Source organism: Brucella sp. HL-2 (assembly GCF_025846885.2).
Classification (GTDB): domain Bacteria; phylum Pseudomonadota; class Alphaproteobacteria; order Rhizobiales; family Rhizobiaceae; genus Brucella; species Brucella quorumnocens.
The window spans coordinates 1-15,315 of the sequence record NZ_JAOYTK010000043.1 but is presented as its reverse complement, the minus strand read 5'-3'; the positions used below and the strand labels follow the sequence as shown (position 1 = coordinate 15,315).

Here is a 15,315-nt window from a genome sequence, read left to right as displayed (position 1 = left end):
TTGCTGGTTTCGGGAAACGCCTCACGAACCCATGCTGTCAACGTTGCACGCCGGGATAGCCCAAAGCGCGCATCGTTGCAGAAACACAACGACCATGCGTGCGGTAGTGCTCAACAGCCGCTTCTTTCTGCGCCTGTGTGAACTTTGGGGCTCGGGGCGCAAATCCTAAACGCAGATCAAGAAGGTGCTCGTATTCCAGGTACCAACCCTTCAAAGCATTATTGCTTGGATAGCCCAACTGGCGAATAGTCGCTTTCGGGCGCTTGCCCAGCTTGATGTAGAGCGCAACTGCTCGCATCCGGTCTTCGTAGGAATACATGAACCACCTCCCTGGTAGTCCAAGTTTTCGTCCGCACCCCCACTCCATCAGTTCTCAGCGGCAATCAACAGTGGGAGGAGCCGTCTTCTGGATTGGACAACAAAAACGGTTTGCTCATAAATCCACCGACTTAGGCCGATAGGACAAGCCGTTTCGGTTGATCCGAACATATCCAGGGTTAGGTTATCAGAGCCTAAAAAATGGACGCGCGGATAAGTTTTAGGATTCTAAGATAACGACTCTGGTCTTCAGCGCGGTTACTTTCAATCATCAGGTAAAGCATTCAACAAACACAAATTAGTGCGGTTCAATTCGAATCCGCAGAGGGAAATGCTGTTCTTTTTCAACAAAGGACGCCCGTAACGAGTAGTGTTGGAGGATCTCGTGAATATAAATTTCAGATCGTCGGTTATATCTGTAGAGCGCATGTCAACACGGCGCATTCTTGTAGCAGGTGGTGCAGGGTTTCTCGGTTCTCATCTTTGCGAGCGTCTTCTGAACGAAGGAAATTTCGTCATCTGCGTCGATAATTTGTCGACGGGGCGGCTTGAGAATCTACGCAATCTGCTGCGTTACGACAGGTTCAGCTTCGTGCGTCATGATATCGTCAACCCGATCGATCTGCCGGTGGACGAGATTTACAATCTCGCGTGCCCCGCATCGCCGCCGCACTATCAGGCCGATCCGGTGCATACGATGAAGACGAGTGTCATCGGCTCGCTCAATCTACTCGAACTTGCAGCACATTATCAGGCACGGATTTTTCAGGCTTCGACGTCGGAAGTGTATGGCGACCCGCAGACGCATCCGCAACCGGAAGCCTATTGGGGCAATGTGAACTCGTTCGGCCCCCGCTCCTGCTATGACGAAGGCAAGCGCTCCGCCGAAACGCTGTTCTACGATTTTCACAAGCAGTATGGCGTCGATATCCGTATCGTGCGCATCTTCAACACCTATGGCCCGCGCATGCGGCCCGACGATGGGCGAGTCGTGTCGAACTTCATCGTTCAGGCCCTCAAGCATGAAGACATCACCATCTATGGCGACGGCTCGCAGACCCGTTCCTTCTGTTATGTCGATGACCTCATCGAAGGCTTCAGCCGCCTGATGAGCAGCCAGGTTCAAAAGCCTGTCAATCTCGGCAATCCGGGCGAGTTCACGGTGCGTGAACTGGCCGAGCAGATCATTGCGCTGACAGGCTCGTCCTCACGCATCGTCTACCGTCCGCTGCCAACCGACGATCCGCGCCAGCGTCGTCCCGACATCATGCTCGCCAAGCGCGAGCTTGGTTGGGAGCCACACATTGCACTTGTCGAAGGACTGAAGCAGACGATCGCCTATTTCGAACGCCAGCTTGTCAGGCCGTCAGGCGAACTCTTCGAGGTGGCGAGATGACAAGGCAAAATATACTCGTCACCGGCGGCGCTGGCTTCATTGGCAGCCATACCGCCAAGCTTATGCATAAGAGCGGATTTTCGCCGGTCGTCTATGACAACCTGTCGACGGGTCACCGGTCTTCCGTGCGCTGGGGCGCGTTTGTCGAGGGCGACACGCTTTCGCAGGAGCAGCTTATCGCTGCCATCAGGACCTTTGATCCGGCAGCCATCATCCACTTTGCGGCCTCGGCCTATGTGGGGGAATCCGTCACGAACCCCGCAAAATATTATCGCAACAATGTCGGCGGCATTCAGTCCGTTCTGGAGGCGAGCCGCCTGACAGGCGGCCGCCCAATCATTTTCTCATCGAGCTGCGCCACCTATGGCATTCCGGATGCACTGCCGATCCGCGAAGGCGAAACGCAAAACCCGATCAATCCTTATGGCCGCACAAAGCTGATCGCGGAACATATGCTGACTGACTATTCGGCAGCCTATGGTATGCCTTACGCGGTGTTGCGCTATTTCAATGCCTGCGGTGCCGATCTGGATGGCGAACTGGGAGAGAAGCACGACCCCGAAACCCACTTGATACCACGGGCAATGCTGGCTGCGGCGGGCATGGCAGATTGTCTGGAAGTCTATGGCGACGATTATGAAACGCCGGATGGCACCTGCATTCGCGACTACATTCACGTGGTCGATCTGGCACGGGCCCATGTGCTAGCGCTCGAGTATCTTCTTAATGGCGGCGGAAACCTGGTTCTCAATCTGGGAGCCGGGCGCGGAACATCCATCAAGGAAATCGTGGATGCGATAGAACGGCTTTCTGGCTGCACAGTGCCAGTCAAAATGCGCGCGCGCCGGGCAGGCGATCCGCCGGTGCTTTATGCCGATCCGTCGGAGGCTGCGGCAAAGCTTGGCTTTCGCACGCTTCATTCTGATCTCGACACGATCATCCACACGGCTGCGCCCTTCTTTGGTCTGGAGATGCGGACATGACACGGCGCGAGCTTCATCCAGCCTTTGATGGCGATACAGGTGAGACGGAACCATTGCTGGCGCCCATCTTCACTGGCCGCAAGCGGGTGGAATATGTGGTGGGCATCGTCCTGTGGGGCCTCGCCATCGCCTATTTCTGGCAATGGTGGTTCATCAGCGCAACGCACAATCATCTGCTCGGCTCAATTCTTGTGACGGCGCTCCTCGCCTGGATCACGATCCTGCCGATTTACTTCATCACGGTTTTCATCCACGCAGCGCGCCCGACCGGGCCGCTTCGCATCCCCGCCGGAAGCCGCGTCGCCATGGCCGTCACCAAGGCTCCCTCCGAACCTTTCGAGGTAGTGGCAGAAACCTTGCGCGCAATGCTGGCGCAGGATGTGCCGCACGATACCTGGCTTGCCGATGAGGACCCTTCGCCCGCGACGCTTGCCTGGTGCCGTGAACATGGCGTGTTCGTTTCCACGCGCAAGGGCCGCGCCGACTATCATCGGCAGACCTGGCCGCGCCGTACCCGGTGCAAGGAAGGCAATCTCGCCTTCTTCTACGATCACTATGGCTATGAGCGCTATGATTTCGTCTCGCAGCTCGATGCCGATCATGTGCCTGAACCGGGTTATCTCTTCAACATTCTGCGGCCCTTCGCCGATCCGGCTATCGGTTATGTTTCCGCGCCGAGCGTTTGTGATCGCAATGCGCATGAAAGCTGGTCGGCCCGCGGGCGTCTTTATGTGGAAGCCAGCATGCATGGCTCGCTGCAGGCCGGTTACAATGGCGGCTTTGCCCCGGTTTGCATCGGCTCCCATTATGCGGTGCGCACGGCGGCGCTGAAGGAGATTGGCGGTCTCGGACCGGAACTGGCCGAGGATCATTCCACGACACTGTTCATGAATGCGCATGGCTGGCGAGGCGTTCACGCGCTGGACGCCATCGCCCATGGCGATGGCCCGCGCACCTTCGCCGATCTCGTGACGCAGGAATTCCAATGGTCGCGTAGTCTCGTGATGATTCTGCTGCAATATACCCCAAAGCTGATCGGACGGCTGCCGCTGCGGCTGAAGATTCAGTTCCTGTTCTCGCAGCTCTGGTACCCGCTCTATGCCTTCTTTCTGGCGCTGACATTCATTCTGCCGATAGCCATCCTGATCTATGGCGATAATTTCGTCAGCGTGACCTATCCAGCCTTCCTGATGCACTTCATGCCGCAATCGCTCGTGATTCTGGCACTGGCATTCTGGTGGCGGTCGAGCAAGACGTTCCGCCCCATCGACGGCAGGATTTTCAGTTGGGAAGCGATGCTGTTCCTGCTGGCGCGCTGGCCCTGGGTTCTGGCGGGAGCCTTCGCAGCTTTCCGCGACTGGCTGACCTGTTCCTTTGTCGATTTTCGTGTCACGCCGAAAGGCTCATCCGAGGTCGATCCGGTGCCACTGCGGGTGATCGCTCCCTATGCGCTGATCTCCGGCCTGTCCATTCTGCCGGTCCTTCTCGTCGGCGGTGCGGATCAGACGAGAGGCTTCTTCATCTTCGCGATCATCAATGCGTGTTTCTACCTGTTCCTGATGGCAATGATCGTGATCCAGCACACACGCGAAAATAACGTGCGGATGACGAGCCGCTTCTATCGACCGGCAATGGCGTGCAGTTTTACGGCGCTGGTCGCGCTGACCGGCTTTACCACTGTCGAGCGCGGACGCGACGGCATCGAGGCACTGAGCTGGGGCACGAAAAGCTTCACGGTATTTGACGACCGCTTCTCGGTCGCGGGTGCTGGAAGGGGCGGGCGCGACGTCCACAGGACAATCTTCAATCCACGCTGGCGCACCGGTGCGGCCAGCGCAGAGAACTAGGCGAAAGAGGCGCGACGATTATGAAGATCGCTGTTATCGGTACGGGATATGTCGGATTGGTCAGTGGCACGTGTTTCGCAGCATGGGGACACGAGGTCGTCTGTGTCGACAAGGATGCCCAGAAAATCGCCCGGCTGGAGCGCGGCATCGTGCCGATCTACGAGCCGGGGCTGGATGAGCTGGTGGAACGCAATTTCGCCTTTGGCCGGCTGAGATTCACGACCAATTTGGCGGAAGCCGTCAAGGGCGCGGAGCTTGTCTTCATCGCCGTCGGCACACCGGCACGGGCCGGTCACGGCGATGCCGATCTGTCCTTCGTCTATATGGCCGCTCGCGAGCTTGCGCCGCTGATCGACAATCATAGCGTCGTCGTGGTCAAGTCCACCGTTCCGGTCGGCACAGGCGATGTGGTGCAGAAGATCATCGGCTCGGTTCGCCGACCCGGCACATTCTCCGTTGCGTCCAATCCGGAGTTTCTGCGCGAGGGTGTCGCGATCCGCGATTTCCTCGAGCCCGATCGCGTCGTCATCGGCGTGGAGGACGAACGCGCACGTTCTGCGCTTGTCGCCCTTTATGCTACGCCACTTGAGGCCGCAAAGACGCCAATCGTGATCGCGAAGCGCCGGACATCGGAACTGATCAAATATGCAGCCAACGCCTTTCTCGCAACCAAGATCACCTTCATAAACGAACTGTCGGATCTGTGTGAGGAAGTCGGCAGCGATGTCACCGAGCTGGCGCTCGGCATGGGGCTGGACAAGCGTATCGGCACCAGCTTTCTCAATGCGGGGCCGGGCTATGGTGGCTCCTGTTTTCCAAAGGATACGATTGCGCTGTTGCGCACTGCCCAGGATCACGGGGTTGCCCTGCGACTGGTCGAGGAAACGGTTACCGTCAATGAAGCGCGCAAGCGTCGCATGGCGCTGAAGGTTCTGGATGCGCTCGGCGGCAGTGTCGAAGGCCGGACGATTGCTGTCCTCGGCCTGACGTTCAAACCCGATACGGATGATATGCGCGACGCACCGTCCATCCCGCTCATCGAAACCTTGCAGCGCTTTGGGGCCAGCATCCGGGCCTATGATCCGGCCGGAATGGAGAATGCACGCCGTCTTCTCAGCGACGTTGAGTTTTACGACGATCCTTACGAGTGCCTGAGCACTGCCGATGCGGCGGTGGTCGTGACCGAATGGGACAGTGTCTGCAAGCTTGATCTCGTTCGGATGAAACAGGTCATGCGGGACGCTTTACTCGTCGATCTGCGGAATGTCTTTTCACCGGCGGTTGCCGAGAATCTGGGCTTTCGGATTTCGACAATCGGCCGTCCTGTTCAACAGCGGCAGGAAACAAGACCAACAAACGTTCTGCCGCACGCGCGCATCCCTCAATCGAAAGAACCCTTGGCGGGTGCGCGCAACCTGAAGGTCGTGGGAGGTTCAAATGAAACATGTGATGTTTGAAGAACAACGGTGCCGATCTGGTCGGAACACTGATCGGAGCAGATGTGTTCTGCCGCTGGTTGTCCTGCTTGCGGGGCTAAGCGGACCGGCTGGAGCGGCAACGATTCCGCCAGATGGTTTGCCCGATGGCACCCGTGTGATGACGCCTGCTGAGCTTTACCTACTCTATCGTGACAAGAACTGGCAGTGGGCCGACGGGGCTGGCCGGATGGAACGCCAGAACCGCCGCTTCACCGCCCGTGTCACTGGCGAGAAGGGCAAGGCATGGGCCGAAGGCCGCTGGCGGATTACCTGGTCGGGCCAGATGTGCTTCGATGCGAAATGGCATCTGGCTCAGGGTGTCTTCCCGAACAAGACCTGCTTCTCCCACCGTATCTCCGATGGGACCATTTATCAGAAACGCGAGCCGGACGGTGTCTGGTACGTCTTCCGCCATGCTGGCGGAAACAAGGATGATGAGGCGCGCAAGCTCCTCTCCATCGAAACAATAACGCCGAAAACGGAAGCGCTGAATTTGGTGCTGCCCGTTGCCCAATCGCCCGTACAATAAAGGAGGCGGCGATGAAAACCTCATATAAAATAGCAACGGCCATTCTTTGCGGTGGGCTGTTTTCAACCGCTGTTTACGCGGCGAGTGGTGTTTCGGGTGCCAATGTCGACACTCGCAACATGTTCCATGACAAGCGCCCGGTTATAACTCCGCAATCCATCATGTTCGGGGCCTATGATCCGCACGGGGATTTCACCAACGATCCCAATTCCCGCATCGAACATCTGTTCCTCCCGTGGGAGGATGTGGACCTGACGAGCCTGTCAACCGCTGATGCCTATGCGCAGGAACGGGGCCGCGAACTGCTGATCACCGTCGAACCCTGGTCGTGGGCTCGCGACTGGCGCGTTGCGCCGGATGATCTCCTGAGCGGGATAGTGCGGGGGCATTACGATACGAACATGGCCGCCGTCTGCTCTGCTGCTTCGAAGCTGAAGAGCCCCGTGACCATTCGCTGGGCGCAGGAAATGGACGACAAGACGGGCCAGTTCACCTGGTCCTACTGGTCGGCACAGGGTTATGTCCGCGCCTATCAGCATGCGGTCAATGTCTGCCGCAAGTCATTGCCGCACGCCAAATATATGTGGTCGCCGAAGGGAGATGCGGGGCTTGAGGCCTACTATCCGGGCGATGGCTATGTCGATGTGATCGGCCTGTCGGTGTTCGGCTATGAGCCTTATGATATGCTGGAACTGGGACATGCGTCCACATTCGTTGAACGGACAAAACCGGGATACGACCGGGTGGTGGGCTTCAAGAAGCCGATTGTCATCGCCGAGCTCGGTTATGAAGGAAGCGACGCCTATGTCCGGGCCTGGGCACAGGAGACCAACAAGCCGCAGCCCGAATTTCCGGAACTGACTGCGACCGTCTACTTCAACGACCGCGAAGTCTATCCGTGGCCACGGGGTGTCGGGCGGCCTGACTGGCGGGTTGCGAACCATCCGCTTGATTGATGTCGCATTTACCCCACGCAAAACCGCTTCGCACTTTAGCTGGAAATGCTCTAACGTCTGAACAGGAATACGACAATGTTTTCGATCCGTTTGAGAACCGTAGGTGCGGCGCTGTCCGTGCTTCTTCTGGTAGGCGCCGCCGATGCAGCGCCGAAACAGAAAACCGAGGACCCGATCGCCATCAAAGCTGCGGCGGCTGCACCGCTATCAGCCGACGCGCTTGAGGCGCTCTATTCCGGTAAGTCATGGAAATGGAAGGATGGCGGCGGCTATTTCTCGGTCGACAGACATCGTTTCGTCGCCTGGTCGCAGAAAGGCAGGGCGTGGTCTTACGGGCGGGGGCGCTGGTATGCCACCAATCGCGGCAAGCTTTGCCTGCAGGCCTATTGGGTCGACAAGATGGGCGGCGGCAGCGATACGACCTGCTTTCTCCATCGCGAGAAAGATGGCGTCATCTATCAGAAACGCTCACTGGGCAATAGTTGGTATGTCTTCCGCAACAATCCGCCACGCCCGACCGATGAGGCCGCCAAGCTATTGCGAGGCGACCGTGTCAGTAAGGGGCTGGCAATCATGAAAGCCGAAGCGGGATGATTGCCAGGCAAGCATGCCGGCTCGCTGATCTGTATGGAGTTCTTGCGAGCCGGTGTCCCATGGAGCACATCCCGAAAAATGTGCAAGAGTTTTCGGGATGTGCGCTCTAGTCACGGATGAAGCAGCGGGATTTCTGCCCGAAGCCGCTTGGCGTGCACACATAGGGCGTACCGGCCGCATATTGCGTGGCGGAAACCCTGGTGACCTTGGCAGATGCAGGCTTGTTGTAGCGCGCTTGGCTAATTACCTTGTACTTGACGAGGTAAACGGAAACCGTTTCGCTTTTCTGCTTGCGGGTATCCTTGGCTTCGGCGCCTGCCGTCAGGCATAATGAAGCGGACAGTCCAACGACAATAGCGGCAGCCCATTTCAAGCTTTCGCGGTGCACAGTATACGCAAATACATTGTTCATACGATTGCCTCCGGTTGTTATTACCGTGCTTTCTATCGGATACCAGTTAAAACTCCGGCTGGATATTCATGACAATTTTCATCAAATCCGACACAGTCAGGTCATTTCATCAAATGTATTCCAGTACCTCGTCTGAAGTTTCTTTAGGTGCGCAGAAACCTCGTCAAACGCTGGGCATACTCGCAGCTGTCACCGTAAGTGCAGTATTTTCGACGCTTATGAGATAGCGGCGTCGATGGATGTCATGATCAACTGCACGGTTTAACCAACGAATAGACTGTATTGTTCCAGTTTCTTGGATTTTACTTGCTCAAGTGCTACTATCCCGCCAGGGGCTTGGGTGGCGTTCCGCGTACCTTGGACCTGGGAGTTGGTTTGAGGAGTTGCCATGACGACCCCAAGCGACAAGGCTGCACACGATCTTAAGTCTGAATTTGTTGAGCGTCGCCAGTCTGCGCGAGTACAACTTACGCCGCTCGGCGAAAATAGTCGCAGTACTAATATTCTGGCCCCACTGATATTTTCCACTAATTCACTGGGAGCCACAGAGCAGTTTTCTGCATGGAAAAAGCATATAGCGGCTCTTTATGATGTGCGTATGCCCGATGGCGTTAATGCGCGTGATGGCTTTCTTGTATTGCAGAAAGTCTGGGATCTTCATGGTATGTTGCTTATAGAGCAAAACGCGCCACCGTTCAGCTATGAGCGCACGCCAGAGCAGGTTCGGTTCAGTCCAATCGATCACTGGCATATCAGCTTTTTGCGTAGCGGGCGCACTTGGACGGCAGTGGATGGACGCGTTGCTGAAAACGAACCAGGCATGATCAACATCCGTTCACTTGGCTATCCATTTCGTGGCCGGGCGCTCGCGACAGAAGCGGTGATGCTGATTATTCCCGTCGACCAGTTTGCAGGACTCGGGGGAATGCCCGAAGCCAGCAACAATGCCTCACTTAGAGGCTATCGGGCCAATCTTCTGATCGATTTCATCTCCAGTCTTCAGATGGGGCTAAGCCAGATAACGAGTGAGGACTTACCCGAGTTGCGGGATGCAATAAGGCAGATCGTATTCGATGCTATTGCTCCATTGGTCAGAGACGGTAATGCGAGTGAGCACGTCGCTTCGATGGGCCTGATGACCAAGGCAAGACGCTTTATCCAGAAGAACCTCATGTCTCGTGATTTGAATCCCGATGTTTTGAGCAAAGAACTCGCAATTTCTCGTACCCACCTCTATCAACTATTTGAAAGTTCCGGAGGAGTACTCAACTATATTCGTCAGAAGCGATTGCTTGCGGCGCATGAAATGCTTGCTGATCTCTCTGAAAACCGGAAAGTTTCCGATATTGCCCAGTGGCTCGGCTTTGAGACGGCTGCTAACTTCACCCGGGCCTTCACTCAGCATTTCGGCTACAGCCCAACCAGTGCCCGCAAGTCCACTTTACGGACTGATGGTATCGAGTGCGTCCAGTCTGATGTGAGTCCTAATGAAACTTTATCAACTTTGTTGAGAAGGCTATCATCACATGACACATAGCGGTTGATAATATCATCCCTATAAACGGTCAACCTAAAAGAGAGGGCTGTCCGCACTTCGGAATTAGGATCCAAGGCACTCGCGACTCCCTTGTGTGTTTCGGGCCTTTAATTGCGGGATACGTTGCAAAAATTCGGTAAATCGCGAGCACCAAGCTCTTCATCCTGTTTGTCGCGCTTCCCATCTAAATTGTCTCTCTACACTGGGCGGCGAGAAGGCTTTAGATAGCATTGCAAAGTGAGCATTCGGTCGCGAATTTTGGACCCTGTACTATGATCACTATTTGGGCCAGAAATAGCTAAACTCACGCAGCGAAATTCGATGATAAGGGTAGCAGATGTCTATGGAGGACAACCGTCGTAAAGTGAACTTTACTGATGAAGTTTTTGTTTCAACCGAATTGGTTGAGGAAAGCCTCAGGAATGACTTCTGGCGAGATGCTTCGCGACCCTTCTATGAAACGCTGCCGTTAGTCGGAGGCGAAAGTCGGCGTTTGGAAGGTACGATAAGATCGCGTGAAGTAGCAGGGCTCACCTTTGCTTCCGTGTCATTTAACGCCCAGCGGTACAATCGCGACAGACGCATCATCACATGGAGCGGTCTTGATCAGTATCTTATTGCAGTTGTCACAAGAGGAAAAATTTCAGGTGACTTTGCCCACACCAACGTTTCAGCCCAGTGCGGGGATATTTGCGTCTTAGATTTGACGCAAGTCCTTCAATGCAACGTGACCGAGGGTGGAACGTTGTCAGCCCTGATTCCTCGCCGAATTTTGGCAAAAGCAACGAATTATGCAAATCTGCATGGCTTGGTACTCAAAGCACATATGCCGATGACCAAGTTACTGACGACTTACCTTGAGGGGTTGAATTGTCTGGAGGAGTTTCTGTCGGATGACGAAATTGCTGCAGTGCAGGAAGCGTTGGTAATAATACTCGCCGCGGTCTTGCGTGGGGTCTCCCCACCCGACAGCGGAGATCTACAATTTTTGAGCATAGTCTTGCGTCAGCGAGCTCTTGATTTCATCGATCATAATATCGATAAACCCAACCTTAGCCCAGACCTAATTCTTCGACGCTTTAAGGTTTCCCGTGCTCATCTTTATCGTGCCTTCGCAAAAGACGGTGGCATCTCATGCGTAATTCGGAACCGGAGATTGGATGCAGCTTTTCTCGATTTGACGCGAACACACACTGCAGTTCGTTCTATTGAAAAGATCGCTTTTGCACATGGCTTTTCTAACGCAACCCATTTTTCACGTTGCTTTCGAGTACGTTTTGGGTTGACGCCCAATGAAGCACGACACGACAGGCTCTCTGGTCAGCTAGCTCCCGAACTTCGAGCGCATTTGCTGAGATTCGGAAGAAAAGCGGCGAGTACGTGAGACGGTTGGGCTATTAGAATGAGACAATTGGATGATGCGCTAGAAACAGCAATCACCTAGCCTAGGTCGTACCAGTTTTCTCTTGCTTGGCACGAGGTCGCTCCGCCAACTTAGAGCAAAAAGTGCTGGTACTGGAGATATCTGCTGATCAGACGGCATGTAACCAGTCTTGTCGGTATGCCGTTGAGTACTCGATATCAGTGCGATGCGATATGAACAGGCGACTCTATTTTTTTGCGCTGGCGGTTTTCACATAAGCGACACTACTGCATCTGAATTTGGGGCGTTAGCATAAAAGTGAAACAGACAAAGTAACGCGTAGATCAAATCTATTATATGGGGCTGGTGGAAGGCCAGGTCTATGATCGAGGGGGGGCGATGGAAATAACGATATTGCAATTAAGTCCCTAGCAAATCACAATCAGATTTCGCTCGATTTTTCCGAAAGTCATTGGTTAGAGGGAAATTCTTACATCGTCCCGCCGACCACTACCGGGTGATGGGCTTTACTGCATGACGTCATATTACTGGCCGGCGCGAACCCGCCATTAATCTTCCGCGTATCGTAGTGGGCTTTGCCCGCTTCAGGTGCAGGCTGCAAGTTCTTATCGGTTGGGTATAAAACGCAAATGGAAACACGGAGATGGCTATGTATTGACTGCAGTGAAGAAGGGCGCGGGTCCCTCCCTGCTGCATGCTCTACTTGTGGAGAAAATGCAGGTTGGTATGTCAATGATGGATTTCATGACGATCAGCGATCTATGGCTCAAATAATGCTCGATCAGATAATGGGTTATCTTGGAGAAGAAGCATGCCGCCCTTTCAAAAAGGGTAAACTAATCTCCCATTGCCTTGATTCAGGTGCCGTCACTCTCAATCGACACGATCCTTTGGCATGTAGATAGACAATCTACCAAATACGCAGTGCACCAGGCTATACCTGTAAAGCACTTACGGCGTCGCCGTCGATGTCACTGAAAGAGTTGGCGAGAACGGTTTCGTTTATTAACTTATGTTTTTTGCTGAGCTCTTCAAATTATTTAGAGCGCCAAGCCGAGCTTCTCTGAAGTATCTAGGTTGCATTATGCCTGTAACTTTAATTGACTGGTCCGTTCCCATCACAATTATTCTTTGTGGAATAAGCCTCATTGCCATCAAGTATATGGGGTTTGCGACTTCACGTTGGGGGTATGCATTATGTAGTCTTGGTATTGGTTACGCTGTGATGCTGCTCGAGACAGATCATGCAACGCCATACAAGCAAATAGTCGAAGACAACTTCATACTGGTAAGCGTGATATTGGCGTGCCGCGCCTTGAATGATCGGCTGAACCTAAGACTAAGCTTCCGGTTCGATGTAGCATTATTACTCGCCTTAACCATTATGATCACCATTTCACGGACGGTGTTCGAGAGTGTGAGACTGGAGACACTATTCGTTCTGGCATGCTGTGCATGTGTATTATGGAAAGGACGTATCGGATTTTCAAGAATTGCGGTAAAAAAATCAGACAAGCTCTTGTCTGCAACGTTTCTCCTATTTGCAATGTTGCTAACCGGCCAGTGTCTTCTTTACATAGCAGCGCCTGAGATTGAACAAACCACCGGTGCGTGGCGATCAACCGTTTGGGGCAATCTGGTTCAATACACGGGTCTGATCGGCAGCATCTCGTTGGTATTTTCCGTCATGATCGCCACCTCTTATGATTCCATCGAACAGTATCGTATCCATGCCTACACAGATTCCTTGACCAATCTGTTTAACCGAAGAGGTCTAGCCGCTCTTCTCGCTTCACCCAGGGGGAAGTGCTTTAGAGCGGAATCGACAGCTGTAATTATGGCTGACATTGACCATTTTAAGACCATCAATGATCGCTTCGGTCATTCTTTTGGCGATATTGTTATCTCAAGATTTGCCGGTTTGCTGCAGGCTCAGGTTGCGTCTCATGGGTGTGTTGTTCGCCTCGGCGGGGAAGAGTTTGCCGTTCTGCTACCCAATACCCGGATTGATGACGCCATTACCGCTGCCGATAAAATGCGACAGGCATTTGTCGTTGAAAGTTGGCCGCCAAACAAAACAGATATCAAGTTTACCGCAAGCTTCGGTGTAACATCAATAAAGAATGGTGAGGGACTTTCGACCGTGTTCGATAGGGCCGATCATCTTCTTTATGCGGCAAAACGAGCTGGGCGCAATTGCGTCGCTGCAGAAAAATACAGATCAAACGGGAGCGACGGCAATGGCGTGCTCATTGTCGTGCAGGCTGAACACGCTGATGTGGTCTATTTTCCCCGGGCTGCTAATGAGAATTGATGCTGATCGGACGTCGGAGATTTGCGGGGCCCATGGCAGTGGCGGTCGAAGTTAGTAAGGAGCAGTGTTGAACGCATGCCCACCAGCCAGACGGCCATGTGCAGTCTTGCCTAACCTTTCTTAGCAGCGCTTTTACGGCAACTGTCAAGGTACGCCATGGCTACATTCCCCAATTTGGGTGAGTCGAAGTAGTCTAATGTATTCATTAATGGCGATTTCATTTAGATCAAATAAACATATTATTTTATATTTACATTTTTTGCTATCAGTGGAATAAAAACGTCATATACGAAGTGAATATTCGATAGTGATGTGTCTTTTGTCTTGATTCGGGATATTGACATAAGTCATAACGCAACATCTGAAGGATAAGCCCTGGCGGAAGAGTTCACGATCTTGCGTACCAATGAAAGGACCTACAATGAGACGCTTCCATTACATCCTGGTTTGCACGGCGTTAATAAGTTCCACGATTGTTGCTCCTGTGATGGCGCAGACCACTGCTGAAACAAACCAAACCCTTGATGCGCTGTTCGGCAATCACGCGCCCTATCAGCTTTTTTTCGAAAGGCTACAACAAGCCGTTAAAGCTGGAGATAAACAAGCGGTTGCGTCGATGATCGATTATCCTTTCCGTGCACGGATCGGCGGTAAGGCAGTGAAGATAAAAGATGCTGCACATTTCGCTGCCGATTACGACAAGATCATTACTGCGAAGGTCAAACAGACAGTCCTTGACCAGACATATCCAGCGCTGTTCGCCAATTGGCAAGGCGTTTCAATCGGTGATGGAGAGGTCTGGTTCTCAGGTGTTGGAGATCAAAGCGTCATCAAAATTATCGCGATTAACGACTGACGCCTTGATGGATAAATTCTTTTCTGACGATACCTGCGCAGCCGATCGTCACTCACTCAGGAGGGGTTCTCATGCTACGATACATATTCAGTGCCTCGCTCGCACTTGGCTCGTTGTGGGTCATTTCTGATGCCCGGGCGGAATCCACTGTCGAGTGCCAATCTAGGCACTATCAGTATGGTGAGTGCTGGGCAGGGCCACTGAACAAGCCGCAGCTCATTCATCAGACTTCCGGAAGCCCCTGCATTCTGAACCGGACCTGGGGGTACAATCCACGCAGCAAATACATCTGGGTCGCGCAAGGCTGCTCCGGAGTTTTTGCTGATGTCGGGGGATATCACCATGGCCGTGGCGACAGTTTTGATTCCAATGCCCGCATGTATGACCAACGAGGTCATGACGTCGGCGCAGTGGTCGGCGGGGCTATTGTGGGTGCTTTGATCGAAGGGATGGCAGATGGTCATCAAAAACGTCAGCACACGACGAGCAATTATCACCAAGACAACAGCTACAATGGTTGCCATGGCATAGGCTGCATAGTTGATAATCCGGACATGGCAATCGATCCTCGACCACAATTCGATAGACAGGGTGGTGGTGGAACGAAGGGCCGCTGGATCATCGAAGGTGATTTGGCAAGTTACTTCGACACAGTTCATCATCGACTGCTTCTTCAATGTGTGCGGCGTCGGGTACAGGACGGACGGTTTG

At 53.7% G+C, this 15,315-nt stretch carries 13 protein-coding genes and 1 pseudogene; 12 read left to right on the top strand and 2 right to left on the bottom strand.

What is annotated here, in order from left to right:
* Nucleotides 1–319, bottom strand: a pseudogene (locus OIV19_RS22825) (transposase); the annotation flags it as partial.
* Nucleotides 320–745: 426 nt separating this feature from the next.
* Between OIV19_RS22825 and OIV19_RS22820 the strand changes: the two are divergent.
* From OIV19_RS22820 to OIV19_RS22790, 7 genes are all read left to right on the top strand, one after another.
* Complete coding sequence (locus tag OIV19_RS22820) at nucleotides 746–1,714, top strand: UDP-glucuronic acid decarboxylase family protein (RefSeq protein ID WP_264234142.1); 969 nt, start codon at nucleotides 746–748, stop codon at nucleotides 1,712–1,714.
* Nucleotides 1,711–2,697, top strand: coding sequence for a UDP-glucose 4-epimerase GalE (gene galE / locus OIV19_RS22815; protein WP_264234140.1), 987 nt, complete (start codon nucleotides 1,711–1,713; stop codon nucleotides 2,695–2,697). The genes OIV19_RS22820 and galE overlap by 4 nt, the downstream gene beginning before the upstream one ends.
* Entirely contained in the window at nucleotides 2,694–4,544 is a 1,851-nt protein-coding gene (locus OIV19_RS22810) for a glycosyltransferase family 2 protein (protein ID WP_264234138.1), read from the top strand. Before galE ends, OIV19_RS22810 begins: the two co-directional genes overlap by 4 nt.
* 20 nt (nucleotides 4,545–4,564) lie before the next feature.
* The gene (locus OIV19_RS22805) at nucleotides 4,565–6,001 is read left to right on the top strand and encodes a UDP-glucose dehydrogenase family protein (protein ID WP_264234136.1); all 1,437 of its coding nucleotides are present in this window, start codon (nucleotides 4,565–4,567) and stop codon (nucleotides 5,999–6,001) included.
* Nucleotides 5,994–6,551 carry a DUF995 domain-containing protein gene (locus OIV19_RS22800; RefSeq protein WP_498831077.1) on the top strand — a complete coding sequence of 186 codons (558 nt, stop codon included), beginning with the start codon at nucleotides 5,994–5,996 and terminating at the stop codon, nucleotides 6,549–6,551. The genes OIV19_RS22805 and OIV19_RS22800 overlap by 8 nt, the downstream gene beginning before the upstream one ends.
* A gap of 11 nt (nucleotides 6,552–6,562) precedes the next feature.
* Nucleotides 6,563–7,507, top strand: a complete 945-nt coding sequence (locus tag OIV19_RS22795; protein WP_264234132.1) for a glycoside hydrolase family 26 protein — start codon at nucleotides 6,563–6,565, stop codon at nucleotides 7,505–7,507.
* A gap of 75 nt (nucleotides 7,508–7,582) precedes the next feature.
* Nucleotides 7,583–8,101 (top strand): DUF995 domain-containing protein, encoded by a 519-nt coding sequence (locus OIV19_RS22790; protein WP_264234130.1) that lies wholly within the window; start codon nucleotides 7,583–7,585, stop codon nucleotides 8,099–8,101.
* 106 nt (nucleotides 8,102–8,207) lie between these two features.
* Here the strand turns inward: OIV19_RS22790 and OIV19_RS22785 are convergent, their stop codons facing one another.
* Nucleotides 8,208–8,513, bottom strand: coding sequence for a hypothetical protein (locus OIV19_RS22785; RefSeq protein ID WP_264234129.1), 306 nt, complete (start codon nucleotides 8,511–8,513; stop codon nucleotides 8,208–8,210).
* A 388-nt stretch (nucleotides 8,514–8,901) separates the two neighbouring features.
* Here OIV19_RS22785 and OIV19_RS22780 point away from each other — a divergent pair, with 388 nt between their 5' ends.
* The 5 genes from OIV19_RS22780 to OIV19_RS22760 form a co-directional block, all read left to right on the top strand.
* Nucleotides 8,902–10,050, top strand: a complete 1,149-nt coding sequence (locus OIV19_RS22780; RefSeq protein ID WP_264234127.1) for a helix-turn-helix domain-containing protein — start codon at nucleotides 8,902–8,904, stop codon at nucleotides 10,048–10,050.
* A gap of 343 nt (nucleotides 10,051–10,393) precedes the next feature.
* Complete coding sequence (locus OIV19_RS22775) at nucleotides 10,394–11,434, top strand: helix-turn-helix domain-containing protein (protein WP_264234126.1); 1,041 nt, start codon at nucleotides 10,394–10,396, stop codon at nucleotides 11,432–11,434.
* Between the two features lie 1,084 nt (nucleotides 11,435–12,518).
* Nucleotides 12,519–13,748, top strand: a complete 1,230-nt coding sequence (locus tag OIV19_RS22770) for a GGDEF domain-containing protein (RefSeq protein ID WP_264234125.1) — start codon at nucleotides 12,519–12,521, stop codon at nucleotides 13,746–13,748.
* Between the two features lie 487 nt (nucleotides 13,749–14,235).
* Complete coding sequence (locus OIV19_RS22765; RefSeq protein WP_264234124.1) at nucleotides 14,236–14,604, top strand: hypothetical protein; 369 nt, start codon at nucleotides 14,236–14,238, stop codon at nucleotides 14,602–14,604.
* Nucleotides 14,605–14,675: 71 nt separating this feature from the next.
* On the top strand, nucleotides 14,676–15,315 hold a 640-nt coding region (locus OIV19_RS22760), incomplete at its 3' end, for a DUF3011 domain-containing protein (protein ID WP_264234123.1).